A 24936-nucleotide genomic window follows, 5' to 3' on the forward strand; every position below is an offset into this window, starting at 1 on the left:
GTCAGGCGCGCCGCGGAACCGGCGTGCGCGCCTCGGTCATGCCGAGCAGCGCGAGAGCCTTCGCGGCGATGGCGTCGGCGTTGAGCCCGGCCAGAGCGATCTGGCGATCCGGCGTGTCCTGGTCGAGAAACAGATCCGGCAGCACCATGGACCGAACCTTCAGGCCCCGGTCGAGGGCGCCGGCCTCGCTCAGCAGATGCAGGACCTGACTGCCGAACCCGCCGATCGAGCCCTCTTCGACCGTGATCAGCACGCCGTGCTCACGGGCGAGACGAAGCAGGAGATCCCGGTCCAGCGGCTTCGCGAAGCGCGCATCGACAACCGTCGCCGAACGGCCGAGCGCTGCGAGCCGGTCAGCCGCGGCGAGACAGGGCGCAAGCCGCGTCCCGAGCGAGACCAAGGCGACGTCCGAGCCTTCGCGCACCACGCGGCCGCGCCCGATGGGAAGAATTTCACCCCGGTCGGGCCGCTCGACGCCGACGCCTTCCCCACGGGGAAAGCGGAAGGCGATCGGCCCCTCGTCATGGGCGACGGCGGTCGCCACCATATGGGTCAGCTCCGCCTCGTCGGACGGCGCCATGATCGTCAGGCCGGGAATGCAGGCGAGAAACGCCACGTCGAAGGCGCCGGCATGGGTCGCGCCATCCGCGCCCACGAGCCCCGCACGGTCGATGGCGAAACGCACCGGCAGCCCCTGAATGGCGACGTCGTGCACGACCTGATCGTAGGCCCGCTGGAGAAAGGTCGAATAGAGCGCGCAGAACGGCTTGTAGCCCTCCGCCGCAAGTCCGGCGGCGAATGTCACGGCATGCTGCTCCGCGATGCCGACATCGAAGGTCCGCTCCGGATAGGCCTGACCGAACAGATCGAGACCAGTGCCGGAGGGCATGGCGGCGGTGATCGCCACCACCTTGGGATCGCGGCGCGCCTCGCTGATCAGGCTCTCGGCGAAGACGCGCGTATAAGACGGCGCGTTGGACTTGGCCTTCACCTGTGTCCCGGTCACCACGTCGAACTTGACCACGCCGTGATATTTGTCCGCCGAGCGCTCGGCCGGCGCGTAACCCTTGCCCTTCTGGGTCACCACATGGACAAGGATCGGCCCCGCTTTCGCGTCCCGCACATTGCGCAGAACCGGAAGCAGATGCTCCAGATTGTGGCCGTCGATCGGGCCGACATAATAGAAGCCCATCTCCTCGAACAGCGTGCCGCCGGTCCAGAAGCCGCGCGCGAACTCCTCGGCCCGTTGGGCGCCGCGCTCGACGAATTTCGGCATGTGGCGCGAGAGCTGCTTGCCGAGTTCGCGCAGCGACAGATAGGTGCGCCCTGAAATCAGCCGGGCGAGATAGGCCGACATCGCCCCGGTCGGGGGGGCGATCGACATGTCGTTGTCGTTGAGAATGACGATCAGCCGGCTGTCCATGGCCCCGGCATTGTTCATCGCCTCGTAAGCCATGCCGGCGGACATGGCGCCGTCGCCGATCACGCAGACGATGTTGCGCTGGTCGCCCGAAAGGTCGCGGGCCACCGCCATGCCGAGCCCGGCCGAGATCGAGGTCGAGGAGTGCGCCGCGCCGAACGGGTCATATTCGCTCTCCACCCGCCGGGTGAATCCGGAAAGACCCCCGCCCTGCCGCAGGGTGCGGATGCGGTCGCGCCGGCCGGTGAGGATCTTGTGCGGGTAGCATTGATGGCCGACATCCCAGATCAGCCGGTCGTTGGGAGTCTCGAAGACGTGATGCAGAGCGACCGTCAGCTCGACGACGCCGAGCCCGGCGCCGAGATGGCCTCCGGTCACCGACACCGCATCGATTGTCTCGGCGCGCAATTCGTCCGCGAGCTGCTGCAGCTTGTCGTCAGGAAGCGCGCGCAGTTCGGCCGGCGACGTCACCTGATCGAGAAGCGGGGTCCTGGAAGCCGACACGACATACTCCGCCTGTGCGACACGAGCGCCGATATTGCCGGCCGGGGCCGGATTTTCCCGCGCTCATGGCCGTTCAGGCTTACACGCCCGGCCCGCGCGGTGCAACGGAGGCGCCTGCGCCCTGCCCCGGAGGGGTCCTTTCGAGAAGCCCGGCAAGCTTGCCGGCCCGGATCATCAGCCGGTGGCCATCGAGGGTCAGCGCGGCCAGAAGACAACCGCCGAGGAGCCGTGCGAGATCCCCCGAAAATGAGGAAGGTCGCCTATATTTGTGACGCAGATAGCGCTCGGAGCGCTGTTTCTCGCGGTTGATCCAGAAGGTGCGCCGCCAGCCCGGGGACGTCGACTTTCCGCCCGCATGCACCACCCGCGCATCGGGAACGACGATGATCGGCAGATGCCGCGCCTGCGCCCGCAGCGCGAGGTCGTCATCCTCGTGATAGAGAAAGATCCGCTCGTCGAAGCCGCCCATTTCGAGGAAAGTCGCTCGCTCGACGAGAAATGCAGCGCCATGCACGAAATGCGTGCAATAATCGCCTGCGATTTCCTCTTCTCTCAACCGGCGGCGCCGCGCGACGGGCTGGAAGATCGCCCCCTCCTTGCGCATCAACCGGCCGTTCTCGCCTTCGATGGCCGGCATGAAGAGGCCCGTCCCGTATCGCGCCACGGCCGCGCAGAGGCGTTCGAGCGCCCCGGGAGCGAGGACGGCGTCGGGATTGAGGAACAGGACAAAGCGGCCGCCGGCCACCCGCGCTCCGGCATTGCAGGCCGCGCCGAAGCCGGCATTGCGCGGCATCGCGACGAGCCGCGCCGGCCGGGCGAAATGATCCATAAAGCCGGTCCCGCCGGGACTTGCATTGTCGACGATCACCACCTCGCAGGGCGCCGGCACCGAAGCCACCGCCGTGCCGATCACAGCGCCGCTGTCATAGGACACGAGGATCACCGACACATCGTCCAGGTCCGGCACGTCGTGTCCCCTCACGTCGGATCCCCTGCCAGGCGGCGGAAGCGCATCGCCCGATAGGTAGCAGCCGCCGGGCTTCGGTCAATCCACTCCGCCGTCTGCGCGCGACGCAGGCGGGCCTTTCCTCCCCCCGCCGCCTCCGCTAGAAGGCTGCGCACCATGCCGCTGCGCGACCAGGACCCGCCCTTCCGCCGCCATTTCGTGTTCGTGGCGGGCTACGACCCCATGGACGTCGAAGGCCATCACCGCATCTTCCAGCGCGAGATGGCGCGTTTCGGGACGGTTTGGCAGGCATCGGCGAGCTGCGACGCACATCCCCGCCGCACCCCGACCGGGGCGCTTTGGACCGCTTGCGCCTCCGGTCCGGGCTGGGCCACCGAAACCTGCTTCGAAATGTTCGCCTGGGACGATCTGGTGCGTGCCGACATGCGGCGCAGCCGCTGGTCGCATCTGCGCGGCGGCCTGCGCGCCATCGCCGACATGATCGCGACCGGCACGATCCTGCGTTATTTCCGGTTCAGCCACCGCTACGGCATCTTCTTCCTGCTGACTTATTTCGTCCTCTTCGTCATGCTGACCGCCGCGGTCTCGGCCGGCTGGGTCGCGTTCGCCGCCGCGCCGGTGTCGACACTCCCGGCTTTGGGACTGGGACTTCTCGCCGCGGCCATCGTGTTCCTCGGCTTGATGCGCACGCTCGGCGCCCGGGTGCGGCTGAAGCAGTCGCTCGACCTCGCGGAATTCTCGGTGGATTTCGTCCGCGGCCGCCACCCGGCCATCGAAACGCGGATGGCGGCGTTCGCGGCGCGCCTGCAGGCGATCGCGGCGGCCGGCGGCGTCGACGAGATCGTGGTGGCGGGGCACAGCCTCGGTGCCATGCATGCGGTCAGTCTCCTCGCCTGCGCCCTGGAGAACGACCCCGATTTGCCGCAGAAAGTGCCGCTGCGGCTACTGACCGTCGGCTCGACCGCGGCCAAGTTCGCGCTTCACCCGGCCGGCGCCCGCTTGCGCCGCGCGGCATGGCGGGTGTTCGAAGCCGAGCCGATCTATTGGGTGGAGTTCCAGGCCCGCGACGACATCGTCAGCTTCTACAAGGTCAATCCGGTCACCCTGCGCCATGCCGGCAATGCGAACGGCCTGCTGCGCCCCTTCGTGCGTCAGGTCCGGATCCGCGACATGATGACCCCCGAGACCTTTTCGAGATTCCGATTGGACATCATGCGCCTGCATTGCCAGTTCTTCCTCGCGAACGACCGCCGCGCGACCTACGACTTCTACGCTTTCATCTTCGCGCCGGTGCGGTTCGAGGTGCTGGCGGCGGAGATGGCGGGGCCGATGGCCGTCTTCGGACCAGACGGCGCGATCAGTGCCACCATGGAGCGCGGCGCCGCATGAGCCTCCTCGCCTTCACCCAGATCGCATGGACCATCGGCGTGCTCGCCTGGTTCCTGATCCGCCTCCCGTTCCAGCTCAAGGCCCGGCGCACCCGGGTCGCCGATGCCCGGCGGCGCACCGCCCGGGAGACGGTTCTGCTGTCGATCTCGACGCTCGGCCTCGGGCTCGTTCCCGCACTCTATGTCGCGACCGGGTTTCCGCGCACTTTGTCCTACGCGCCCTCCCCGCTCCAGGTGGGTGCCGGTGTCCTGGTGTTCCTCGCCGCGCTCTGGCTGTTCTGGCGCACCCACAAGGCGCTCGGCCGGCAATGGTCGGTGACGCTGGAGCTGCGCGACGCCCACCGGCTGATTACGAGCGGCGTCTATGCGCGCGTGCGTCATCCCATGTACAGCGCCTTCTTCCTGTGGGCGCTCGCCCAGGCGCTGCTGCTGCCCAATCTGCTGGCCGGTTTCTCCGGCCTGATCGGCTTCGGCATCCTCTTCTTCCTGCGCGTCGGCGAGGAGGAGGCGATGATGCGCGAGGCGTTCGGAGCCGAATACGATGCGTATTGCGCGCGCACCAAACGGGTCGTGCCCTACCTGTATTGAGGATCGACGGCCGGAGCGCCGACGTCCCTTATTGCGGCCGACGACGAGGCCGAGGCATGGCAGCGGCATGATCCTCTGGTTTCCGGCGGCGAGTGCACGATGCGATCATGTTGAATAAGATGATCGGTGAATCATTCGCTGAACATTTGTCAGAGAACGCGTGATCCGATCGACGTGCGATACGGGCAGATCGGCGCGTGTTCGAACTCCGCGTCAACATGCCCGCCGATCGGCGCCGACCCGAAGGATCCCCGGCCCCGCCCCTGTGGATATCCGCGATTCGCGCCCGGTGCGTTCCACACCTGTATCCCTGTGGCAGCGGCCCGTCCCGAATTGGGACACTCCGCCACGGCCCGACCCCGTGTCACATCCCGAGTGGCCGCTTGCTCACATTCCTGTCTGCCGGACACAGGGCGGAGCCCGTCCGGATCGAGAATCCGCACGCGTCCCTGTGGATATCCGCGATTCGCTCCCGGTGCGTTCCCGCCCCGTGCTCCGAGGACGGGACCGCGTCCCGATGCGGGACGTTCAGCCGGCCGGGTCGAGCGGAGCGGTGCCGGTGGGCCGCCCGTCGGCGTCGCGGGTGATCATTTCGACCCGCGCCTCGGCATCCTTCAGCAACGTCTCGCAGCGCGCCTTCAGCGCCTCGCCGCGCTCGTAGATCGCAATCGATTCCTCGAGCGGCACGTCGCCCCGCTCCAGCCGCTGGACGATCGCCTCGAGTTCCGCGAGCGCCGCTTCGAAGCTCAGGGACGTGACGTCCGGCCGCGCCGGCGCGGTGTCCTTCGCGGTCTCCTTCGGGGCGCTGCGTGCGGGCTCGGCCATGGCGATTTCCTTATTTCGTCTGCGGCATGCTGCCGATTCCGGGGTAAGGATAGCGCACTCGGCCGCGAAGCCGAACCCGGCGGGGTGGCCGTGCGGCGCAGCCTTTGCTAGAAGGCCGCGCCAATCGGCCACGAGCCAACGACCCTTCGGACCATCTTATGCCCTCCGCGGCGCAGAGCCCCCTCCCCCGGCGCGACACCCGCGCATTGGACGACGCCCTCCTCGCTCGCTTCGAGGATGCCGGTTTCGTGCGCCTCGATCCGCCGATCCTGCAGCCGGCGGACGTGTTCCTCGATCTGTCCGGCGAATCGATCCGGCGCCGCCTCTATCTCACCACCGATGCCGAAGGCGCGGAGCTGTGCCTGCGGCCGGACCTGACCATTCCGGTGGCGCGCGAGGTGCTCGCGACCGGCCGTGCGCTGCCGACGACGGTGAGCTATCTCGGCTCGGTCTTCCGGTTTCGCGGCGAAGGCACCGGCGAATTCCGGCAGGCCGGGATCGAATCCTTCGGCCGCCCCGACATCGCCGCCGCCGATGCCGAAATCCTCGCCCTCGGCCTCGAAACCTGCGCGATCTACAATCTTCCCAGCCCAGAGATCCGGCTCGGCGATGTCGGCCTGTTCGCCGCCCTGCTCGATGCGCTGCCGTTGCCGCCCGCCTGGCGCCGACGCCTTCTGAAGGATTTCGGGCAGGGCCGGCTCGACGCCGATCTCTCCCGGCTGTCGCCGACGTCCACCGGCGACAGCGCGCGCCATGCCGGGGTGCTCAATGCGCTCGCCGGCAGCGATCCGGAAGGCGCGCGCGCTTTGATCGCCGACCTTTTGTCGATCGCGGGTATCACGACGGTCGGCGGGCGCACGGTCCCGGAGATTGCCGCCCGCTTCCTGGAGCAGGCGGCGCTCGATGCCGGCAACAGCCTGCCCGCCGAGACCAGCGTCCTGTTGTCCCGCTACCTCGCCATCGCCGGCGATCCGGACACCGTGTCGGGACAATTGCGCGATCTGACCCGCGACGCCGGTCTCGATCTCGGTGCCGCGCTCGACGTGTTCGACCGGCGCACCGGCTTCCTCACGACGCAGGGCATCGTTCTGTCGGACGTTCTCTTCTCCACGGCCTTCGGCCGGCCGCTCGATTATTACAGCGGCATGGTGTTCGAGCTGCACGATCCGCAAGGGCGGGTCAGCGGCCCGCTGGTGGCCGGCGGACGCTACGATCCCTTGATGTCGCGCCTCGGCGCGGCCCAGCCGATCCCGGCGGTCGGGCTCGCCGCCTGGCTGGAGCGGCTCGCCGTGGTGGAGAGCGCGTGATGAGCGAGAAATTGATCCTCGCCGTCCCCTCCAAGGGACGCCTTCAGGAAAACGTCCATGCCTTCTTCGGCCGCGCCGGCATGCCGCTTCTTCAGGCGCGCGGCGCGCGTGACTATCGCGGCGCGCTCGGCGGCGTAGAGGGGGTGGAGGTCGCCTATCTCTCCGCCTCCGAAATCGCCGCCGCGCTCGCCTCTGGCGCGGTCCATGTCGGCGTCACCGGCGAGGATCTGGTGCGCGAGAGCATCCCCCATGCCGACAGCCGCGTGGCGCTGCTGGAGAAGCTCGGATTCGGCCACGCCAATGTCGTGGTCGCCGTGCCGCAGGCGTGGATCGACGTGCGCACGATGGAAGATCTCGACGACGTGGCGGGCCATTTCCATGGCCGCAATGCGCGCCGGATCCGCGTCGCGACCAAATATGTCAATCTCACGCGCAGCTTCTTCGCCAGCCACGGCATCGTCGATTATCGCATCGTCGAGAGCGCGGGGGCGACGGAGGGCACGCCGGCCGCCGGCAGCGCGGAGCTGATCGTCGACATCACCACCACCGGCGCCACCCTGACGGCCAACGCGCTGAAGGTGGTGGAGGACGGCGTCATTCTGCGTTCGGAGGCCAATCTCGTGGCCTCGCTCACCGCGCCCTGGACGATCGCGGCCCGCACCGCGGCGCGCGCCATGTTCGACAGGATGGCGGCGGAGAAGCGCGCCCGCACCATGCGCGAGGTGCGCACCCGCTTCACCCGCGCCGATGCCTCGCTGGTCGACCGCGCGGTGCGCGACTTCCGCTGCGTCGCGCCGTTCGGCGGGCCGACCTCCTCGGGCATGCTGACGCTGCATTGCCCGCCGGACACGTTGCACCCGCTCGCGACCTTCCTCCGCGCCCAGGGCGCCAATATGGTGACGGTCGGGCCGATCGAATACGTCTTCGCGTCCGACAACCCGCTCTATGAGGCCCTCGAGGCGCGCCTGGCGGGCCGGTAAGCGCAGCGTCGAGACCGAAAGGTCTCAGGGACGCTGAAGCGCACCGTACCGCCCTTTCCCTCGCCCGGAGGGCGGCTTACTCTCCGGCCGGGTCCACCGCCCCGGACCCGTCAGCCGTCCGGAGTCGAAAATGCGTGATGCCGAGCCCCAACCCGTGCGCCTGGCGGACTATCGCCCGCCCGACTGGCTGGTGGACACGGTCGACCTCGACATCTCGCTCCATCCCAGTGCGACACGGGTGGTCGCCCGCCTTGCCCTGCGCCGAAACCCCGAAGGCGAAGCCGGCGCGCCGGTGGTGCTCGACGGGGACGGGCTGGTCCTGGTGCGGCTCGCCCTCGACGGCAAGCCGGCCGCCGGCGGTGCCTTTGACGCGAGCCCGGACCGCCTGACACTCACACCATCGGCCGACCGTTTCCTCCTGGAAGTGGAAACGCTGCTCGATCCCACCGCCAATACCCAGCTCATGGGGCTGTACCGGACCGGCGGAACCTATTGCACCCAATGCGAGCCGGAAGGCTTCCGCCGCATCACCTATTTTCCCGACCGGTCCGACGTGCTTGCGGTCTACACGACGCGGATCGAAGCCGATCGGGACGCGGCGCCGGTCCTGCTCGGCAACGGAAATCTCCTGCGCAACGGCCCGATCGCGGGCACCGGCCGGCATTATGCGGTCTGGCACGATCCCTGGCCGAAGCCGAGCTATCTGTTCGCGCTCGTGGGCGGGCGGCTCGCCAAGGTTCCGGGCCATTTCGTCACCGCCTCGGGTCGGCCGGTGGATCTCGGAATCTATGTCGAGGAGGGCAAGCAGGACCGCGCGGGCTATGCCATGGACGCGCTGCGCCGCTCGATGCGCTGGGACGAGACCGCGTTCGGCCGCGAATACGACCTCGACGTCTTCAATATCGTCGCCGTGTCCGACTTCAACATGGGCGCGATGGAGAATAAGGGGCTGAACGTCTTCAACGACAAATATGTCCTGGCGAGCCCGGAGACGGCGACCGACGCGGACTATGCCAATATCGAGGCGATCATCGCCCACGAATATTTCCACAACTGGACCGGCAACCGCATCACCTGCCGCGACTGGTTCCAGCTCTGCCTGAAGGAAGGGCTCACGGTCTTCCGGGACCAGGAATTCTCCGCCGACCAGCGCTCCCGCCCGGTCAAGCGGATCGCCGACGTGCGCCTGCTGAAAGCACAGCAATTCGTCGAGGATGCCGGACCGCTCGCCCATCCCGTGCGACCGGAAATGTACCGCGAGATCAACAACTTCTATACGGCGACCGTGTATGAGAAGGGCGCCGAGGTGGTGCGGATGCTGAAGGCCCTGCTGGGCGAAGCGGGGTTCCGGGCCGGCATGGACCTGTATTTTGCCCGCCATGACGGCGACGCCGCGACCATCGAGGATTTCCTCGCCTGCTTCGCCGAGGCGACCGGCCGGGACCTCGCGCATTTCGCCCTCTGGTATGCGCAGTCCGGCACGCCGCGGCTCGACGTCGCCGGCAGCTATGACGAAGCCGCCGGGACCTATCGGCTCGACGTCGTCCAATCGACCCCGCCCACCCCGGGGCAGCCGACCAAGGCGCCGCTGCTCATTCCGCTCGCCCTCGGCCTCGTCGGCCCGAACGGTCACGATCTGCCGCTGGTTCTCGCGGATGGCACGCCGGTCGAGGGCGTGCTGGAAGTGACGCAGGAGAAGCAGAGCTTCGTCTTTACCGGCGTCGGCACCCGCCCGGTCGCCTCGCTCAATCGCGGCTTCTCCGCCTCGGTCAATCTCGTCACCGATCTCTCGACGGACGACCTGGTCTTTCTCGCCGCCCACGACCGCGACCCGTTCAACCGCTTCGACGCGATCCAGGCACTCGCCGTCCAGCTCCTGAAGCGCGGCGCCGCCGAGGGGACGCTGCCGCCGCACGCGGCGCTTCTCGACGCGGCGCGGCGCCTCCTGGAGGATGGCGCACTCGACCCCGCCTTCAAGGCGCAGGCGCTGGCCCTGCCGGGCGAGAACGAGATCGCCCGCGAGATCGGCACCCAGGTCGACCCCGATGCCGTCCACGCGGCTCGCAGGGCCCTCAGGCGCGCTCTGGCCCAGGCGCTGACGGACGGGTTTGCCGCCACCTACGCCGCGATGGACACGCCCGGCCCCTACCGGCCGGACGCCGCCTCGGCGGGCCGGCGCGCGCTGCGCACGCTGTCGCTGGATTACCTGACCGTGCCGGGCACGCCCGACGCCCTTCAGCGTGCCCTGGCGCGCTACCGCGCCGCCGACAATATGACCGATCGCTTCGGCACGCTCGCCGTGCTCGCCCAGCACGACAGCCCCGAACGCCGCGAGGCGCTCGACGACTTCTACGTCCGTTTCGAAAAGGACCCGCTGGTCATCGACAAATGGCTTTCGCTCCAGGCGCAGATCCCCGAAGCCGGCACCCTGGACAGAGTACGCGCCCTGATGCTCCTGCCTGTCTTCTCGATGTCCAATCCGAACCGCGTGCGGGCCTTGGTCGGCGCGCTCGCCACCGGCAATCCGACCCAGTTCAACCGTCCCGACGGCGCCGGCTATGATTTCCTGGTTGACGTGGTCCTGACCCTCGACGCCAAGAACCCGCAACTGGCCTCGCGCCTGCTCTCGGCCTTCAAGACCTGGCGCCAGCTCGAGCCCAAGCGGGCCGCTTTGGCGGAACGCGCGCTGCGAAAAGTCGCGGATGCCCCGGGCCTGTCCGACGACGTCGCCGATATTGCCTTGCGCGCGTTGGGATGAGCCGCGTCAGGGGCGGTGCGCAGCCGCCTCCAGGTACCCGCCGCGGCGCCCTGCGGCGGGTTTTTTTCCATCTTGACTCCCGCTGACTCTAGACAACACCCCCCCGATTCGATTCCAATCGACCTCGATTCGGAGAGATGCGGCACGTCCCTCCAGGTCATTGCGAGGACGAGAGGTCGGGGGAGCGGGGCTGCTTCGCCGACCGGGACACCGGAGGAGACCGGCGATGGCACGCGCCAACGCTGCGAGCGCTGGCGTGCGCGGTCAAGCCATAGGTGGATTGGCGCGATCGGTCGCACGCCCTGCCTACCAGCGGCTGGTGGAAGCCGAACCCTTCCTGCGGCGCATCGTACCTGCGCTGATCATCACCTTCCTGGTGGTGATCGGCATCGGCGCGATGGTGCAGGTCCACGGGCACCGCCAATCCGTTCTCAACAACGCCAAGGACGATCTGTCCCTGCTGGCTTTGGCGACCGCCGAAGGTCTGTCGCAGCGGCTCGGCGGCAGCCTCGCGCGCGTCCAGACGGCGCTCGCCGAGGCGATGCCGCCGCGCGCCACCGCCGCCGGCCGGCGCATCTTCGTCACCGACCCCTCGGGCCGGGTGCTCGCCGCCGCGCCGGAGGGCGCCGGCCAGATCAAGACCCTCACCGAAATCCTGGATCCCTCGCAACCGCTCACCGTGTTCGCCGAGCGCGCCGGCGTGCTCGAAGTGACGATCGGGGACGTTCCCTCGCTCGCCACCGTGCGCAATCTGACCCCGCCGCTCGGCCAGATCGTGTTCGTCCAGCCGATGAGCGGGGCGCTCGCCTCCTGGTCGGATTCCACCACCCTGACCATCACCCTCTTCACGACGACCGGCGCGGTGCTGTTGATCCTCGGCTTCTCGTTCCACTGGCAGGCGAGCCGGGCGCGCGAGGCGGACCACATCTACGACACGGTGCGCATGCGTATCGACACCGCGCTCAACCGCGGACGCTGCGGCATGTGGGACTGGGACATGGCGCGCGGCCGGATGTACTGGTCCGACACCATGTTCGAGATCCTCGGCCTGGAGCGGCGCGACGATCTCCTCTCGTTCGGCGAGATCGCAACCCTCGTGCATCCCGAGGACGGCAATCTCTACGACCTCGCCCAGGAACTCGCCGAGCGCCCCGGCGCCGCGGTCGACCGTGTGTTCCGCATGCGCACCGCGCGCGGCGACTTCGTCTGGCTGCGGATGCGGGCCGAAGTCGTCCAGCAGGCGGGCGAGGACGGCCCCCATCTGATCGGCATCGCGATGGACGTCACCGAGGCGCAGCGCATGGCCGAGCGCACCGTGACCGCCGACATGCGCCTGCGCGACGCCATCGAGAGCACTTCGGAGGCGTTCGTGCTGTGGGACAGCCGCAACCGCCTGGTGCTCTGCAATTCCAAGTTCCAGACCCTGCACGAATTGCCGGACGAAGCGATCGTCCCCGGCACGCCGTTCGACACCATCGCGACGCTCGGCCGCCACCCGGTCACCCGCACCCCGCTGAAGCCCGAGGACAAGCCCGAGGAGGGCTCGCGCGCCTTCGAGGCCCAGCTTTCCAACGGCCGCTGGCTGAAGATCGCCGAGCGCCGCACCAAGGATGGCGGCTATGTCTCGGTCGGCACCGACATCACGCCGCTGAAGCGCCATGAGGAACGCCTCATGGACAATGAGAAGCGGCTGATGGCGCTGGTCGCCGACCTGCGCAAGTCGCAGCAGACCCTGGAACACCAGGCCCAGCAGCTCGCCGAGCTGGCCGAGAAATATTCCGAGGAGAAGACCCGGGCCGAGGACGCCAACCGCGCGAAGAGCGAGTTCCTGGCCAATATGAGCCACGAGCTGCGCACGCCGCTGAATGCCATCATCGGCTTCTCCGAGATCATGGAGAGCGGCATGTTCGGCCCGCTCGGCTCGGAGAAATATGCCGAATATTGCGCCGACATCCGCGGCTCCGGCACCTATCTGCTCGACGTCATCAACGACATCCTCGACATGTCCAAGATCGAAGCCGGGCGGATGCAGCTCGAAGTGGAAGAGGTCCGGCTCGACGAGATCGTCGCGGACGCGATGCGCGTCATGGCGCTGAAGGGCGAAGAGAAGCACCTCGCGATGACGGCCGAGGTCGGTGCCGGCCTCACTTTGCGTGGCGACAAGCGGGCGCTGAAGCAGATCCTGCTCAACCTGCTCTCCAATGCGGTGAAGTTCACCCCGGACAATGGCCGCATCTCGGTGCGGGCGCGGGTGAATGGCGGAGCCGCCATCATCGCCATCGAGGATACCGGCATCGGCATCCCGCGCCATGCGCTCGCCAAGATCGGCCGGCCGTTCGAGCAGGTGGAAAGCCAGTTCACCAAGACCCACAAGGGCTCGGGCCTCGGCCTCGCCATCGCCAAGTCGCTCACCGAACTGCTCGGCGGCGCTATGCGCATCCGCTCCACCGAGGGCGAGGGCACCAGCGTCGTCATCCGCCTCCCGCTCGATGCGGGCGCGGCCAACACCAATGAGGCGTTCAGGCTGACGGCGGTGGTTTAGGGCGTCCGAGGCCCTGAAGGGAGCGCATCCGCCCCGATCACCGCGCCTACCCGGCCATCCCCTCGAAGACTCGAACGAAGATTTCCCGCACTTTGTCCTGGGTCTCGCGCAGATAGGCGTCGAGGGTCGGGAAGTCCGGCATCTGGCCGGCGCGGGCGAGCAAGGCGCGCAGCGCCGGGCTGACCTCCCCGGACAAAGCATGCGTATCGAGCGAGAGCCGCAGCACCTGGGTCAGGTCCTGATAGAGCCCGCAGGCCTTGGAGAGGATTTCGATCTCCTCGGGGGGCAGCAGGCCGAGCCATCCCGCCACCGCCAGAATGCGCGCGGTCGAGGTGTCGACCAGTTCCGGGTGGTCGACGCCGTGCACCAGCACGAGATATTGGGCGATGAATTCGACATCCACCTGCCCGCCGGCGGCATGCTTCAGATTCCAGCGCGTCTCCTCGCCTTTCTCGCCGGCGAGCGCCCGGCGCATATCGAGAATGTCGCCGGCGATGCGCCGCGGGTCCCGCGGCTGCGCCAGGACCTTCCCGATCACCGCCTCGACCCGTGCCCCGAACCCGTCCTCGGCGGCGATCACCCGCGCCCGCGTGAGCGCCATATGCTCCCACGTCCAGGCCTCCTCCATCTGATAGCTTTCGAAGGAGGTGATGCGCGTCGCCACCGGCCCGGCGCGGCCCGAGGGGCGCAGCCGCAGGTCGACATCGTAGAGCTTGCCGGCATTGGTGAGGCTGGTCAGCGCGGACAGCAGGCGCTGGGTGAAGCGGGCGAAATATTGCGCGCCGTGCAGCGGGCGCGGCCCGTCGGAGGCCGGGTCCGCCCCGGCGGCGAAATCGTAGAGCACGATGAGGTCGAGGTCGGAGCCCGCCGTCATCTCCCGTCCGCCGAGCTTGCCCATGGCGAGCACCGCCGTCTGCGCCCCCGCGATCGTGCCGTGCGCCTCGGCGAAGCGCGCCGCGACGCGCCGGTGAAGGGCGCGGATGATGACCTCGGCGAGGGTGGCATAGGCCTCCCCCGCCCGCTCCGCCGGCAGCGTCCCGGACACCACCCGCACGCCGATCAGGACATGCTGCTCCTGGCGGAAGCGGCGGACGCGGTCGAGCTGGTCCTCGTCGCTCTCCGCCGTGTCGAGCAGGCGGTCGAGCGCCACGGCGAGCGCCGCCGCGTCGGGCAGCGTGTCGAAGAAGGCCGGGTCGAGCAGCGCGTCCATCAAAGAAGGCCGCCGCGCCAGCGTCTCGCCGAGCCGCGGCGCGGCAGTGAGCAGGGTCGTCAGGAGGCGCACGAGATCCGGGTTGTGATGCAGCGCCGTGAGAAGCTGCGGGCCGGACAGGTCGGAGAGAAACCCGTCCATCGCGATCAGCGCCCCGTCGGGATCGCCGCCGCGCGCGAGCTGGTCGAGGATCAGCGGGATCAGCGCCTCGATATGGGCGCGCGCCTGCGCCCCGCGCAGCACCCGGTGCCCGCCGGCGAGCCAGCCACGCACGATCACGCTCGCGCCGTGCGGGTCCCGAAAGCCGAGCCGCGCGAGTTCGGCGACCGTCGCCTTGTCGTCGGTGTCCGGCGGGAAACGCAGCGTGCAGGAGAGGCCGGCCGGGGGCGGCGTATCCTCGAACAAGCGGGCATAATGGTGCTGCACCCGCGCCAGCCGCTCGACCAGCGCGGCGGCGAAGGCGTCGCGGTCGGGATAGCCCATGAAGCGGGCGAACTGAGCGAACGCCTCGCGCCCCTCGGGCAGGGTGTGGCTCTGCGCATCCGCCACCATCTGGATGCGGTGCTCGACGCGGCGCAGGAAGAGATAGGCCTCGGCCAGCTGATCGCGCACCGTCCCCTCGATCCACCGGTCGCGCACCAGCGCGTCGAGCGCGGACAGGGTCCGGGGCGAGCGCAGGTTCGGGTCGCGCCCGCCGGCGATCAGCTGCTGGGTCTGGACGAAGAACTCCACCTCGCGGATGCCGCCGCGCCCGAGCTTCACATTGTGACCTTCCACCGCCACCACGTCGTGGCCGCGAAAGGCATGGATCTCGCGTTTCATCGCATGGACGTCGGCGATCGCCTGATAATCGAGGATGCGGCGCCAGACGAAGGGGCCGAGCTCGGCGAGGAAGGCGCGCCCGACCTCGAGGTCGCCGGCCACCGGGCGCGCTTTGATATAGGCGGCGCGCTCCCAGGTGGCGCCCTCGCGTTCGTAATAGGCCAGGGCGGCGGCGGTCGAGAGCGCGACCTGCGTCGAGCCGGGATCCGGCCGCAGCCGCAGGTCGACCCGCAGCACATACCCCTCGCCGGTGCGCTCCTGGAGCAGGCGCACCAGCCCCTTGGTGAGCTTCACGAAGAAAGGCGAAGCGTCGACGCCCGCCGCGAGCGGGGCGACGTCGCGGTCATAGACCACGATCAGATCGATATCCGAGGAATAGTTCAGTTCCCGTGCGCCGTGCTTGCCCATGGCGATGACCGCGAGGCCGCAGCCTTGTCCCGGCGCGTCCGGATCGCCCGGCGCGAGCCGCCCTGCCGCGCGCGCCTCGCGCAGCAGCCAGTCGAGGCCCGAGGTGATCGCGGCATCGGCGATGTCGGTGAGGGCGCCGGTGACGGCGGCGAAATCGAGCGCGCCGGACATGTCGCCGAGCGCGATCAGCAGCGCGGCTTCCGCGCGCATGCGCCGCAGCGCGGCCATCACCCCGGCTTCGTCCGGCGAGGCCCGCACCGCGCCGACACCTTCCGCGATCAGGGCGGCGAGGCGGTCCGACGGCGGTTCGCCGAGGCAGCGCAGCAGACGCGTGGGCGCGAACCGGATGAGTTCGAGGAGGAAGGGCGAGCCCTCCGCAACCCCGAGAAGCACCTGCCGCGCGCAGGGATTGGCCGCGAAAAGCGCGCCGAGCTCCGCCTGCTGCGCCGCGTCCAGCCGCTCGGTCGCCTGGGATAGCTTGAGCGCGGCCGTATCCGCATCGGCCACGACGGGCGCTTCCCGCATGCGGGCGGCGAGCGTGTCCCGTCTGATCGTTTGGTTTGCGGTCGAGGCGGCCATCGCTCCCCTAAAGGCACATCGGCCCTCTATTGTGCAAGCCCTTCCACCGGCAGCGCCGGCAGCCGGAGCGCCACCCGCAGGCCCGGTTCGGCATCAGCGAATGCAAGCGTGCCGCCGTGCAACCGCGCGACCGCCGCGACCAGCGCCAGTCCGAGCCCGGAGCCGGGCCGGGAACGGCTCGTATCGAGCCGAACGAAGCGCTCGACCACGCGCTCGCGGTCCTTGGCGGCGATGCCCTCGCCGGCATCGGAGACCTCCAGCACCGCCAGATCCCCGTCGCGCGACAGCCGGACCGCGATCCGGCCCCGGCCGCCATCCTTGGGCAGGCCGTATTTGATCGCATTGTCCACGAGATTCGCGAGCGCCTGCGCCAGAAGTTCGCGCACGCCGCGCACCTGCACCCGCCCCGCCTCGACCGTCAAATCGAGGCCCTGCTCGTCAGCGAGCGGCTCGTACAATTCGGCGACGTTCTCCGCGATCTCCTTGAGGTCGATCTCGGCCATCGTATCGAGCGCCTGCCCCGCCTCGGCGCGGGCGATCATGAGCAGCGCGTCGAAGGTGCGGATCAGCGCGTCGCTCTCCTCGATCGTGCCTTCGAGCGCGCTGCGCCACTCCGCGTCGCTGTGCGCCCCGCGCAGCGCCGCCTCGGCCTTGTTGCGCAGCCGGGTCAGCGGGGTCTTGAGATCGTGGGCAATGTTGTCCGACACCTCCTTCAGCCCGGCCATCAGGCCCTCGATGCGGTCCAGCATGGCATTGAGGCTGAGCGCCAGGCGGTCGAACTCGTCGCCGGTGCCCGCCACCGAGAGGCGGCCGGACAGGTCGCCGGCCATGATGGTTTCCGAGGTCGCGGTCATCGAATCGATCCGCTTCAGCACCCGCCGCGTGACGAAGAAGCCGCCGACCAATCCGAGCACCAGGATCAGGACCAGCGCGCCCTGGGCGGGGCGCACGACGAGCCGCCGCACGGTGTCGCGTTCCTCGACGTCGCGGCCGACCAGCAGCCGGTAGCCGCCGGGCAGGAGGAAGACCTGAACGAAAGCGAGATTCTCCTTCGCCCCCGGCTCCTCGGAGCGGCGATAGGCGGTGAACTGGGTTCCCGGGCTGTCGAGAAGACCGAGCGGGAGGTCCGAGACGTTGGAGGCCAGCACCTCGCCCGCGAAATTCGCCAGCACATAGATGTTCGATCCGGGCCGCCGGGTGCGGCGGTCGATCACAAAAACGAGGCGCTGGATCCCGCCCATGCGGTATTGCTCGGCGAGGAAACGCACCTCGGCGCCGACATTCTCCGCCACCTGCCCTTCGATCAGCTGGCGCGTGTGCCACGCCACATAGCCGATCATGAACAGCGCGAAGACCGCGAACACGACGAGATAGACCGCCAGCAGCTTGAAGGCCGTGGTGCGGACCAGCCGGGCGAGGTTGCGCGGAAGAATCTTCATGCGACAGGCCCAGGGGCGCCGGCCGCAGACGGCCGGCTGCGGCGGAAAGGAGCGAGGGGGCTCACCGCAGCCCTTCGCGCACCATATAGCCGGCCCCGCGCACGGTATGGATCAGCGGCACCTCGAAACCCTTGTCGATCTTGCCCCGCAGCCGCGAGACATGGACGTCGATCACATTGGTCTGCGGGTCGAAATGATAGTCCCACACATTTTCGAGCAGCATCGTGCGCGTCACCACCTGCCCGGCATGGCGCATGAGATATTCGAGCAGGCGGAATTCGCGCGGCTGGAGCGGGATGTCCTTGCCGCCGCGCGCGACGCGGTGCGCCAGCCGGTCGAGTTCGAGATCGCCGACCCGGTAGAGCGTATCGGCGGCCTGCGGCGCCGCGCGGCGCGACAGCGCCTCGACGCGCGCGAGAAGCTCGGTGAAGGCGTAGGGCTTGGGGAGATAATCGTCGCCGCCGGCCCGCAGACCCATCACCCGGTCGTCGACCTGGCCGAGGGCGGACAAGATCAGCGCGGGCGTCGCTTCCCCGCGCCGCCGCAATTCGGCGACCACCGACAGGCCGTCCCGCCGCGGCAGCATGCGGTCCACCACCAGCACGTCGTAACGCCCGTCGAGGGCGAGGGCGAGGCCCGCCTCGCCGTCCGCGGCATGTTCCACGACATGGCCCGCCTCGCGGAACGCCTTGCGCAGATAGTCGGCCGCGTCGCGGTCGTCCTCGATCAGGAGAAGGCGCATGGCGAAATCTTGGTCCGTTTCCCGAGTCGCGCTCATGCTTCCACATCCCTGTCACGGCCGCCAGCGGCCCGCCCCTCCATGCCAAGCCGGCGCGGAGGCTTACGCGCTCCGCGCCGGATCTCCGCGGCGGCATGAAGGGGCGACCGTGCCGCCGGAAGTAGACGGCCCGGCGCGCGGACGAGGATCCGGTCGGCGCGAGATCCGACCGGCCCCTCCGCGACGCCGGGCCGAAGGTGTCAGCCGGCCTTGTCGGAGAGGGTGACGGCGACGAAGCGCACGCCCTGCTCGCCCTTCACCCGCATCAGGACCGCCTTGCGGTTCTCGGCCTTGGCGGCGGCGAGGCCGTCGCGCACGTCGTTCGCGCTCGACACCGCCTTGCCGCCGACGTCGAGGATGACGTCGCCCGAGCGGATGCCGCGCTGGGCGGCGGCGCCGTTGGGATCGACCTCGGTGACCACGACGCCTTCAGTGCCGGCGCCCTGGACCGATTTGGCAGGGGCGAGCTGGAGGCCGAGGCGGGGCACGTCGGTCCCGGCCTGCTTGCCGCCGCTCTTCTCGGAGAGGCTGGCCTGCTGCTCGTTCGGAAGCTGTTCGAGCTTCACGTCCATCGCCAGCGTCTTGCCGTCGCGGATGACCGAGAGGGCGACGGTGGAGCCCGGCTTCATCATGCCGATGCGGCGCGACAGGTCGCGGGCGTCCTTGACGGTGTCGCCATTGACCTTGGCGACCACGTCGCCGCTCTTCAGGCCGGCCTTGGCGGCGGGCGTGTCGGGCTGGACCTGGGCGATCAGCGCGCCCTGCGCCTCGTTGAGGCCGAGGCCGGAGGCGAGGTCGTCGGTCACCGGCTGGATCTGCACGCCGATATAGCCGCGCGCCACCTTGCCGCTCTCGCGGAGCTGGTTCACCACCGTCTTGACGGTCTCGGACGGGATCGCGAAGGCGATGCCGACATTGCCGCCGGAGGGCGAGACGATCGCGGTGTTCATGCCGATCACCTCGCCGTTGAGGCCGAAGGTCGGGCCGCCGGAATTGCCCCGGTTCACCGCCGCGTCGATCTGCAGGAAGTCGTCATACGGCCCGGCGCCGATGTCGCGGCCGCGCGCCGAGACGATGCCCGCCGTCACGGTGCCGCCGAGGCCGAACGGGTTGCCGACCGCGATCACCCAATCGCCGATGCGCGGCGGGGTATCGGAGAGCTTGACCCACGGCAGGTCGTTCTTGCCTTCGATCTTCAGCAGCGCCACGTCGGTGCGCGGATCCGTGCCGATCACCTTGGCCGTATAGTCCTTGCCGTCGGTGGTGGTGACGTCCACTTCGCTCGCGCCGTCGATGACGTGGTTGTTCGTCACCACGTAGCCATCGGCGGAGATGATGAAGCCGGACCCCTGTCCGGCCACGCGCCGGCCGGGCTGCTCGCCGCCGCGCGGGCCGCGCGGCTGGCCGTTCGGGCCGCCTTCGAAGCCGAAGCGCTTCAGGAAGCGCTCGATCTGCGGCGGCACGTCGCCGCCGAACGGACCGTCTTCGCCCATCGCCATCTGGCGAGGATCGACGTCCTTCTTGACCTTCACCGAGACGACGGCGGGCGACACCTTTTCCACCACGTCGGCGAACGAATTCTGGCCCGCGGACTGGTTCGTCGAGATCTGGGCGGACGCCGGCGACGTGTAAGGCGGCAGGAACTGCCCGGCGACCACGCCGGTCATGGCGAGGCCGACGGCGCCGGCGAGAAGCGCGGCGCGGCGGCGGCGGACACGTGACGAGGGGGAAGTGATGCCGGTCATGGGGATCTTCGTCTCTCTCGATGTCGCCCCACGATGGGGCAGGCTCGGGAACGGATCCTAGGAGCGGGATCATTACAGTCGGCTGGCGGGAGGATTACGGAGCTGTAATGTGCGTCACGCCTGCGTGAGAAGGGTAAAGCGCAGGTGAAGCCGCGCCGACGCGGCACCCCGCCAAGCGGGGTGCCGCACCTGGCTTGGCACCCGCCTCAGGTCGGCTCGAACTTGGCAGCCGCCAGAAGGTCGCTTCCCTTCTTGAGATAAGCGCGCTCGAAGGCGTCGAACTGCGCGGGCGTCTCGGTCAATGGCACGACGCCGATCTTCGCCAATTGGCCGCTGTCCGCGAGCGAGCGCACCGTCTCGTTGATGTCGGCGTTCAGCGTCTTCACCAGGTCCGCCGGCAGGTTCTTCGGCCCCCAGACGCCATACCAGGAGGACAGATCGAGGCCGGGCAGGCCGCTTTCCGCCGCGGTCGGCACATCCGGCGCGAGGCTGCTGCGCTTGGCCGAGGTGAGGGCGACCGCCTTGACGTTCCCGGCCTGGGCGGAGGGAAGCAGCGCGACCACCGGATCGATCATGAGCTGCACGTTGCCGCCCGCGACATCCATCAGCCCGGGCGCCGTGCCCCGATAGGGGATGACGTTGAGATCGAGCTTCGCGAGCCGGTTGAATTCCAGCGTGGCGAGGTGGCCCGGCGACCCCATGGCGGAGGCGGCAAAATTCCACTGGTCCGGCTTCTGCCGCGCATTCGCGACGATTTCGGCGATCGTCGTTTCCGGCTGCTTCGGTGACATGACGAGCATCATCGGCGCTTCGCCGGCCAAAGCGATCGGCGTGAAATCGGCGATCGGATCGTAAGGCGCCGTCTTCATCACGCTCGCGGCCATCACATGCGTGCCCGCCGAGAACAGAATGGTGTAGCCGTCCGGATCGGCCTTCCGGACCACGTTCCCGCCGACGGATCCATTGGCGCCGCTGCGGTTGTCGACGACGACCGTGTAGCCCTTCAGCTCGCCGAGTCGCTTGGCGATCAGGCGCGCGAACACGTCGACGCCGCCCCCCGGCGCAAACGGCACGATCATTTTGATCGGCCGGTTGGGAAAATCATTGGCGGCCGCCGAAAGGATCGACGGGGCGACCGCCGCGCCGAACAGGACCGCCGAGGAGATCAGAAAATCCCGTCGCTTGAGCATCGTTTCCTCCACTCGCCGCCATTTTGGTTCGGTCGGCGAAAGTCATTTTGTTATTGCATGGACACAAGAAACGGCGGTCCGCCCGCGACACCCGATCCGGGCCGCCGAAGCGGCCCGGAAAAGGCGTCGTCGCCCGGACCGCCCCGGAGGCGGTCCTATCCGATCACGCCGCGAGGGCGGTTTCGAGCCCGGCGAGGCCCGAGGCCTTCACGGCAGCCCGGATTTCCGCATCGGCGGCATCGCCGAGCGGCTTCAAAGGCTCGCGGATATTGACATTGTCGATCAGGCCGCGCGCGCGCAGCGCATGCTTGAGCGCGACGGTCCCTTCCATGTGCGAGCCGCGATGGTAGACCGCCCGGGTCAAGGGCAGAAGCTGATCGTGATACTTGCGCGCAAGGGTGTAGTCCTGCGCCTTGCCGGCGTTCAGGAACGCGATCAGCAGTTCGGGCGCCATGTTGCCGTAGCCGACCAGCAGGCCGTCGACATCGAACATTGTGGGCAGCAGCCACTCGTCGTGGCAGGACATGATGGCGAGGTCCGGGAAAGCGTTCTTCAGCGCCGGGATTTCGTCGTACCAGCGCTTCATGTCGCGCACGCCGTTCTTGGTGGCGGTGACGCCGGGAAGCGCGGCGATTTCGAGCTGGGTGGCGAGGTCGTAATTCGCCTTGGTCACGGCCGGGTACTGGAACAGGATGCATTCGAGGCCGGACTGCGCCACCGCCTTGTAGCGATCCTGCGGCGCGCCCTTCTGGTAGCCGAAGCGCAGCCAGCCATGGTTCGGATAGACGAGCGCGGCGCTCGCGCCGGCGTCGATCTTCTTCTGGGCCTCGATCTCGGCGACCCTGGTCCCTTCGCCGGTAATACCCGCGACCACGGGCAGCGGCGTCGCATCCTTATAGACGCGAATCAGCTCGAGCTGCTCGTCATGGGTGAGGAAGGTGCCCTCCCCGGCATGCCCGAGAATGACCAGGCTCTTCACGCCCGGAATGGCGGCCAGCCATTTGGCGAGGCGCGCATTGCCGTCGAAATCGACGTCGCCATTGTCCTTGAAGAGCGTGACGGGGGCGGGATTGAGACCCTTCCAGTCGATAGCCATGGTGTCTTTCCTTCCTTGGGAAATGTTCCGACCCGTTGTGACCGGTCCGCCGAGGACGATCCGCAGCCCTGCTTTGGATCGTTAGCGGGAACGTTCCCATAATTGTCCTTGTGCATTCCCCCTGTCAATCTTTTAAGTGTGTCTCGGCAGGGAGCGAACAACGTGTTCCAGGACGACGACACTCCGGAGCGGCAGGCCCGCATCACGATTCACGACGTCGCGGCGGCGGCGGGCGTCTCGAAGTCGACGGTGTCGCGCATTCTCGACGAACGCCTCCCGCGCTCCGAGAGCGAGACCGCGCTGCGCGTCCGGCAGGTCGCTGCCCGGCTCGGTTATGTCCGCGACGTTTCGGCCGCCAGCCTGAGGCGGGGGCAGACCAACACGATCGGGGTGATCGTGCCGCGCCTCACGGACACGGTCATGGCCATGCTCTACGAGGCGCTGGCGCGCGCCTGTGGGAAATCCGGCCTGTTCGCCATCGTCGCCACGACCGACGACGAACCGCGCGCCGACCGTGCCGCGGCAAAGACCCTGCTTCAAAGGGGGGTGGACGGGCTGATTCTTTCCACCGCCCGCGAGGATGACGATTTTCCCGGCGAACTCGCGGAGCGCGGCGTGCCGTTCGTGCTGGCGCTGCGCAGCGACGGCAAGAGCCTGTCCTCGGTGGGTGACGACCGGCTCGGCGGCTATCTCGCCGCGCGCCATCTGCTGGACCTCGGGCATCGCCGCATCGGCATCATCGCCGGTCCGAGCTATGCCTCCAGCAGCCGGGCGCGGGTCGAAGGCTATCGCCAGGCTTTGGTGGAAGGCGGAGCAGATGTCGACGCGGACCTGGTCGTCGGTTCGACGTTCGGCATCGATTCCGGCGCCGATTCGGCCGAACGGCTGATGCAGCTCGCCGTGCCGCCCACCGCCATTTTCGCGGTCAATGACAACACCGCGATCGGCGCGCTGTCGGCGCTCACGCGCCGGGGGCTGCGGGTCCCGGCCGACATGTCGCTGGTGGGCTATAACGACATCCCGATCGTCAGCCGCCTGCCCACCGCACTCACCACCGTGCGGGTGCCGTTCGACCAGATCGCCGCCGCCGCGCTCGATCTTCTGATGCACGGCGCGCCGACGGAAAGCGCCCGCATGCGCATGGCGATGCCGACGCTCATCCCCCGCCGCTCGACCGCCCCGCCGAAGCCGGCCGGCTGACGGGACGCGCGCGGCGCGAACGCGCGTGGAGCACGAAGACGCGGGAGGGTTGGCGCGGTCAGGGCGCCGTGTCGTCTCGGCTTCCGGCGAGGAGCCGCGCGACGCGCGCTTCCTCCTCCGCGCTCAATCGGGCGGGCGGAGCGGCCTCACGCCGCCGCATCCCCGCCCAGGCCACCGCTCCGCCCAGCACCAGGAACAGGACCGGCGCCCCCCACAGCAGCGCGTTGCGCCAGGAAAAGACCGGGCGCATCAGCACGAATTCGCCATAGCGCGAAACCAGATAGTCGAGCACCTGGCGGTCGCTGTCGCCGGCCTGGAGCCGCTCGCGCACCAGCAGCCGCAGGTCGCGGGCGAGCGGCGCGTCGCTGTCGTCGATCGATTGATTCTGGCAGACCATGCAGCGCAATTCGCGCGACAGATCCCGCGCCCGCTCCTCCAGGACCGGATCGGGCAGCACCTCGTCCGGCTGCACCGCCAGGGCCGGAAGCGCCGCCAGGAGCAGCACGGCGGCGGCACAGGCCGCCCGACATCGAGACCGAATGGACATCGGATTATCGCTTGCGGTGCTGGGTGAGAAACACGGTTACGACCCCGATCAGCGTCGTTCCCGCCACGACGGTGGCAAACGCGGGAAACCCCAAGTGAAGAGCCCAGGCCGACAAAGCCAGTGCGCTGAATGCAAAGCCGCCGGCGAGCCCCTGCGCGACCCTGTTTTCCCGCACCATCTCCCGCATCGAGGCATCCTCCACCGACCGGCGATGGCGAGCCTCCTCCTCAAACTGACGAAAGATGCGCTCCGCACCGTCCTTCACCAAGTGATCGTAATTCTCCAGAATTGCGGGAGGCGGGAGCGGACCAGACCATTCGGCCATGACCCGCGCGCCGATCGGAGGGTCGGACGCCTCTTCCGCCTGGTCCGGCTCCGGTGAGCTGCGCGCTTGTTACCTCTTGGCGCGTGCTTTTTCACGTGTCACGACCTCGACGGCGCGCCGCATGTCGGCACCGAGGCGCTGCCAGTCCTGGTGCAGGGCGTCCGCAGCGGATCGCGGTCGTGCGAATTCGAGCCGATGCGGCGCCGACAGGCTCAGCAATGATCCGAAGCGCGCCACGGTCTTGCGCAAGGTTCGCCCGGCGAAATCCTGTGAGCCCTTCATCGCCTCGATCTCCACGACCATCGATACAGTCTGCCT

General features: G+C 68.8%; 19 protein-coding genes. 7 read left to right on the forward strand and 12 right to left on the reverse strand.

Annotation, left to right across the window (positions count from 1 at the left end):
- Position 1 precedes the first annotated feature (1 nt).
- Both dxs and EDC64_RS00505 read right to left on the reverse strand, forming a co-directional pair.
- A complete protein-coding gene (gene dxs / locus EDC64_RS00500; RefSeq protein WP_132028467.1) occupies positions 2-1924 on the reverse strand; it encodes a 1-deoxy-D-xylulose-5-phosphate synthase in 1923 nt (640 codons plus the stop codon).
- Between the two features lie 79 nt (positions 1925-2003).
- Positions 2004-2906, reverse strand: a complete 903-nt coding sequence (locus EDC64_RS00505; RefSeq protein ID WP_132028470.1) for a glycosyltransferase family 2 protein — start codon at positions 2904-2906, stop codon at positions 2004-2006.
- A gap of 141 nt (positions 2907-3047) precedes the next feature.
- On the opposite strand from EDC64_RS00505, the gene EDC64_RS00510 reads away from it, so the two are divergent.
- Complete coding sequence (locus tag EDC64_RS00510) at positions 3048-4280, forward strand: hypothetical protein (protein ID WP_132028473.1); 1233 nt, start codon at positions 3048-3050, stop codon at positions 4278-4280.
- A complete protein-coding gene (locus tag EDC64_RS00515; RefSeq protein WP_132028476.1) occupies positions 4277-4867 on the forward strand; it encodes a protein-S-isoprenylcysteine O-methyltransferase in 591 nt (196 codons plus the stop codon). Before EDC64_RS00510 ends, EDC64_RS00515 begins: the two co-directional genes overlap by 4 nt.
- A 528-nt stretch (positions 4868-5395) precedes the next feature.
- Here EDC64_RS00515 and EDC64_RS00520 read toward each other — a convergent pair.
- Entirely contained in the window at positions 5396-5692 is a 297-nt protein-coding gene (locus EDC64_RS00520) for an exodeoxyribonuclease VII small subunit (RefSeq protein ID WP_132028479.1), read from the reverse strand.
- A gap of 158 nt (positions 5693-5850) precedes the next feature.
- Here EDC64_RS00520 and EDC64_RS00525 point away from each other — a divergent pair, with 158 nt between their 5' ends.
- From EDC64_RS00525 to EDC64_RS00540, 4 genes are all read left to right on the forward strand, one after another.
- Positions 5851-6999 carry an ATP phosphoribosyltransferase regulatory subunit gene (locus EDC64_RS00525; RefSeq protein WP_132028482.1) on the forward strand — a complete coding sequence of 383 codons (1149 nt, stop codon included), beginning with the start codon at positions 5851-5853 and terminating at the stop codon, positions 6997-6999.
- Positions 6999-7979 carry an ATP phosphoribosyltransferase gene (gene hisG, locus EDC64_RS00530; protein ID WP_132028485.1) on the forward strand — a complete coding sequence of 327 codons (981 nt, stop codon included), beginning with the start codon at positions 6999-7001 and terminating at the stop codon, positions 7977-7979. The genes EDC64_RS00525 and hisG overlap by 1 nt, the downstream gene beginning before the upstream one ends.
- Before the next feature lie 130 nt (positions 7980-8109).
- A complete protein-coding gene (pepN, locus tag EDC64_RS00535; RefSeq protein ID WP_132028488.1) occupies positions 8110-10737 on the forward strand; it encodes an aminopeptidase N in 2628 nt (875 codons plus the stop codon).
- A 226-nt stretch (positions 10738-10963) separates the two neighbouring features.
- Complete coding sequence (locus EDC64_RS00540) at positions 10964-13279, forward strand: sensor histidine kinase (RefSeq protein ID WP_207915852.1); 2316 nt, start codon at positions 10964-10966, stop codon at positions 13277-13279.
- Positions 13280-13325: 46 nt separating this feature from the next.
- On the opposite strand, the gene EDC64_RS00545 is transcribed toward EDC64_RS00540, so the two are convergent.
- From EDC64_RS00545 to EDC64_RS00570, 6 genes are all read right to left on the reverse strand, one after another.
- The gene (locus EDC64_RS00545) at positions 13326-16298 is read right to left on the reverse strand and encodes a bifunctional [glutamine synthetase] adenylyltransferase/[glutamine synthetase]-adenylyl-L-tyrosine phosphorylase (RefSeq protein WP_132028491.1); all 2973 of its coding nucleotides are present in this window, start codon (positions 16296-16298) and stop codon (positions 13326-13328) included.
- 26 nt (positions 16299-16324) lie between these two features.
- On the reverse strand, positions 16325-17737 hold the full coding sequence (locus tag EDC64_RS00550) for a sensor histidine kinase (RefSeq protein ID WP_132028494.1): 1413 nt from the start codon (positions 17735-17737) through the stop codon (positions 16325-16327).
- A gap of 61 nt (positions 17738-17798) precedes the next feature.
- Entirely contained in the window at positions 17799-18515 is a 717-nt protein-coding gene (locus tag EDC64_RS00555; RefSeq protein ID WP_132028496.1) for a response regulator transcription factor, read from the reverse strand.
- Between the two features lie 200 nt (positions 18516-18715).
- On the reverse strand, positions 18716-20260 hold the full coding sequence (locus tag EDC64_RS00560) for a Do family serine endopeptidase (protein WP_132028500.1): 1545 nt from the start codon (positions 20258-20260) through the stop codon (positions 18716-18718).
- A gap of 206 nt (positions 20261-20466) precedes the next feature.
- Positions 20467-21450, reverse strand: coding sequence for a Bug family tripartite tricarboxylate transporter substrate binding protein (locus EDC64_RS00565; RefSeq protein ID WP_132028503.1), 984 nt, complete (start codon positions 21448-21450; stop codon positions 20467-20469).
- A gap of 163 nt (positions 21451-21613) precedes the next feature.
- A complete protein-coding gene (locus EDC64_RS00570) occupies positions 21614-22546 on the reverse strand; it encodes a dihydrodipicolinate synthase family protein (protein WP_132028506.1) in 933 nt (310 codons plus the stop codon).
- 162 nt (positions 22547-22708) lie between these two features.
- Between EDC64_RS00570 and EDC64_RS00575 the strand changes: the two genes are divergently transcribed.
- The gene (locus EDC64_RS00575; RefSeq protein WP_132028509.1) at positions 22709-23746 is read left to right on the forward strand and encodes a LacI family DNA-binding transcriptional regulator; all 1038 of its coding nucleotides are present in this window, start codon (positions 22709-22711) and stop codon (positions 23744-23746) included.
- Positions 23747-23804: 58 nt separating this feature from the next.
- Here EDC64_RS00575 and EDC64_RS00580 read toward each other — a convergent pair whose 3' ends face one another.
- The 3 genes from EDC64_RS00580 to EDC64_RS00590 form a co-directional block, all read right to left on the reverse strand.
- A complete protein-coding gene (locus EDC64_RS00580; RefSeq protein ID WP_132028512.1) occupies positions 23805-24293 on the reverse strand; it encodes a cytochrome c-type biogenesis protein in 489 nt (162 codons plus the stop codon).
- Between the two features lie 4 nt (positions 24294-24297).
- Positions 24298-24618, reverse strand: coding sequence for a DUF2335 domain-containing protein (locus EDC64_RS00585; RefSeq protein ID WP_132028515.1), 321 nt, complete (start codon positions 24616-24618; stop codon positions 24298-24300).
- Between the two features lie 69 nt (positions 24619-24687).
- Positions 24688-24921 carry a hypothetical protein gene (locus tag EDC64_RS00590; RefSeq protein WP_132028518.1) on the reverse strand — a complete coding sequence of 78 codons (234 nt, stop codon included), beginning with the start codon at positions 24919-24921 and terminating at the stop codon, positions 24688-24690.
- Positions 24922-24936 lie beyond the last annotated feature (15 nt).

Source organism: Aquabacter spiritensis (assembly GCF_004346185.1).
In the GTDB taxonomy this organism is placed as follows: Bacteria; Pseudomonadota; Alphaproteobacteria; order Rhizobiales; family Xanthobacteraceae; genus Aquabacter; species Aquabacter spiritensis.

Bases quoted from the DNA above. Each gene is read 5' to 3' on its own strand.
- EDC64_RS00510 (WP_132028473.1), top strand. From the start codon at position 3,048: ATGCCGCTGCGCGACCAGGACCCGCCCTTCCGCCGCCATTTCGTGTTC.
- EDC64_RS00515 (WP_132028476.1), top strand. From the start codon at position 4,277: ATGAGCCTCCTCGCCTTCACCCAGATCGCATGGACCATCGGCGTGCTC.
- EDC64_RS00520 (WP_132028479.1), bottom strand. From the start codon at position 5,692: ATGGCCGAGCCCGCACGCAGCGCCCCGAAGGAGACCGCGAAGGACACC.
- EDC64_RS00525 (WP_132028482.1), top strand. From the start codon at position 5,851: ATGCCCTCCGCGGCGCAGAGCCCCCTCCCCCGGCGCGACACCCGCGCA.
- hisG (WP_132028485.1), top strand. From the start codon at position 6,999: ATGAGCGAGAAATTGATCCTCGCCGTCCCCTCCAAGGGACGCCTTCAG.
- pepN (WP_132028488.1), top strand. From the start codon at position 8,110: ATGCGTGATGCCGAGCCCCAACCCGTGCGCCTGGCGGACTATCGCCCG.
- EDC64_RS00540 (WP_207915852.1), top strand. From the start codon at position 10,964: ATGGCACGCGCCAACGCTGCGAGCGCTGGCGTGCGCGGTCAAGCCATA.
- EDC64_RS00545 (WP_132028491.1), bottom strand. From the start codon at position 16,298: ATGGCCGCCTCGACCGCAAACCAAACGATCAGACGGGACACGCTCGCC.
- EDC64_RS00550 (WP_132028494.1), bottom strand. From the start codon at position 17,737: ATGAAGATTCTTCCGCGCAACCTCGCCCGGCTGGTCCGCACCACGGCC.
- EDC64_RS00555 (WP_132028496.1), bottom strand. From the start codon at position 18,515: ATGAGCGCGACTCGGGAAACGGACCAAGATTTCGCCATGCGCCTTCTC.
- EDC64_RS00560 (WP_132028500.1), bottom strand. From the start codon at position 20,260: ATGACCGGCATCACTTCCCCCTCGTCACGTGTCCGCCGCCGCCGCGCC.
- EDC64_RS00565 (WP_132028503.1), bottom strand. From the start codon at position 21,450: ATGCTCAAGCGACGGGATTTTCTGATCTCCTCGGCGGTCCTGTTCGGC.
- EDC64_RS00570 (WP_132028506.1), bottom strand. From the start codon at position 22,546: ATGGCTATCGACTGGAAGGGTCTCAATCCCGCCCCCGTCACGCTCTTC.
- EDC64_RS00580 (WP_132028512.1), bottom strand. From the start codon at position 24,293: ATGTCCATTCGGTCTCGATGTCGGGCGGCCTGTGCCGCCGCCGTGCTG.
- EDC64_RS00585 (WP_132028515.1), bottom strand. From the start codon at position 24,618: ATGGCCGAATGGTCTGGTCCGCTCCCGCCTCCCGCAATTCTGGAGAAT.
- EDC64_RS00590 (WP_132028518.1), bottom strand. From the start codon at position 24,921: ATGGTCGTGGAGATCGAGGCGATGAAGGGCTCACAGGATTTCGCCGGG.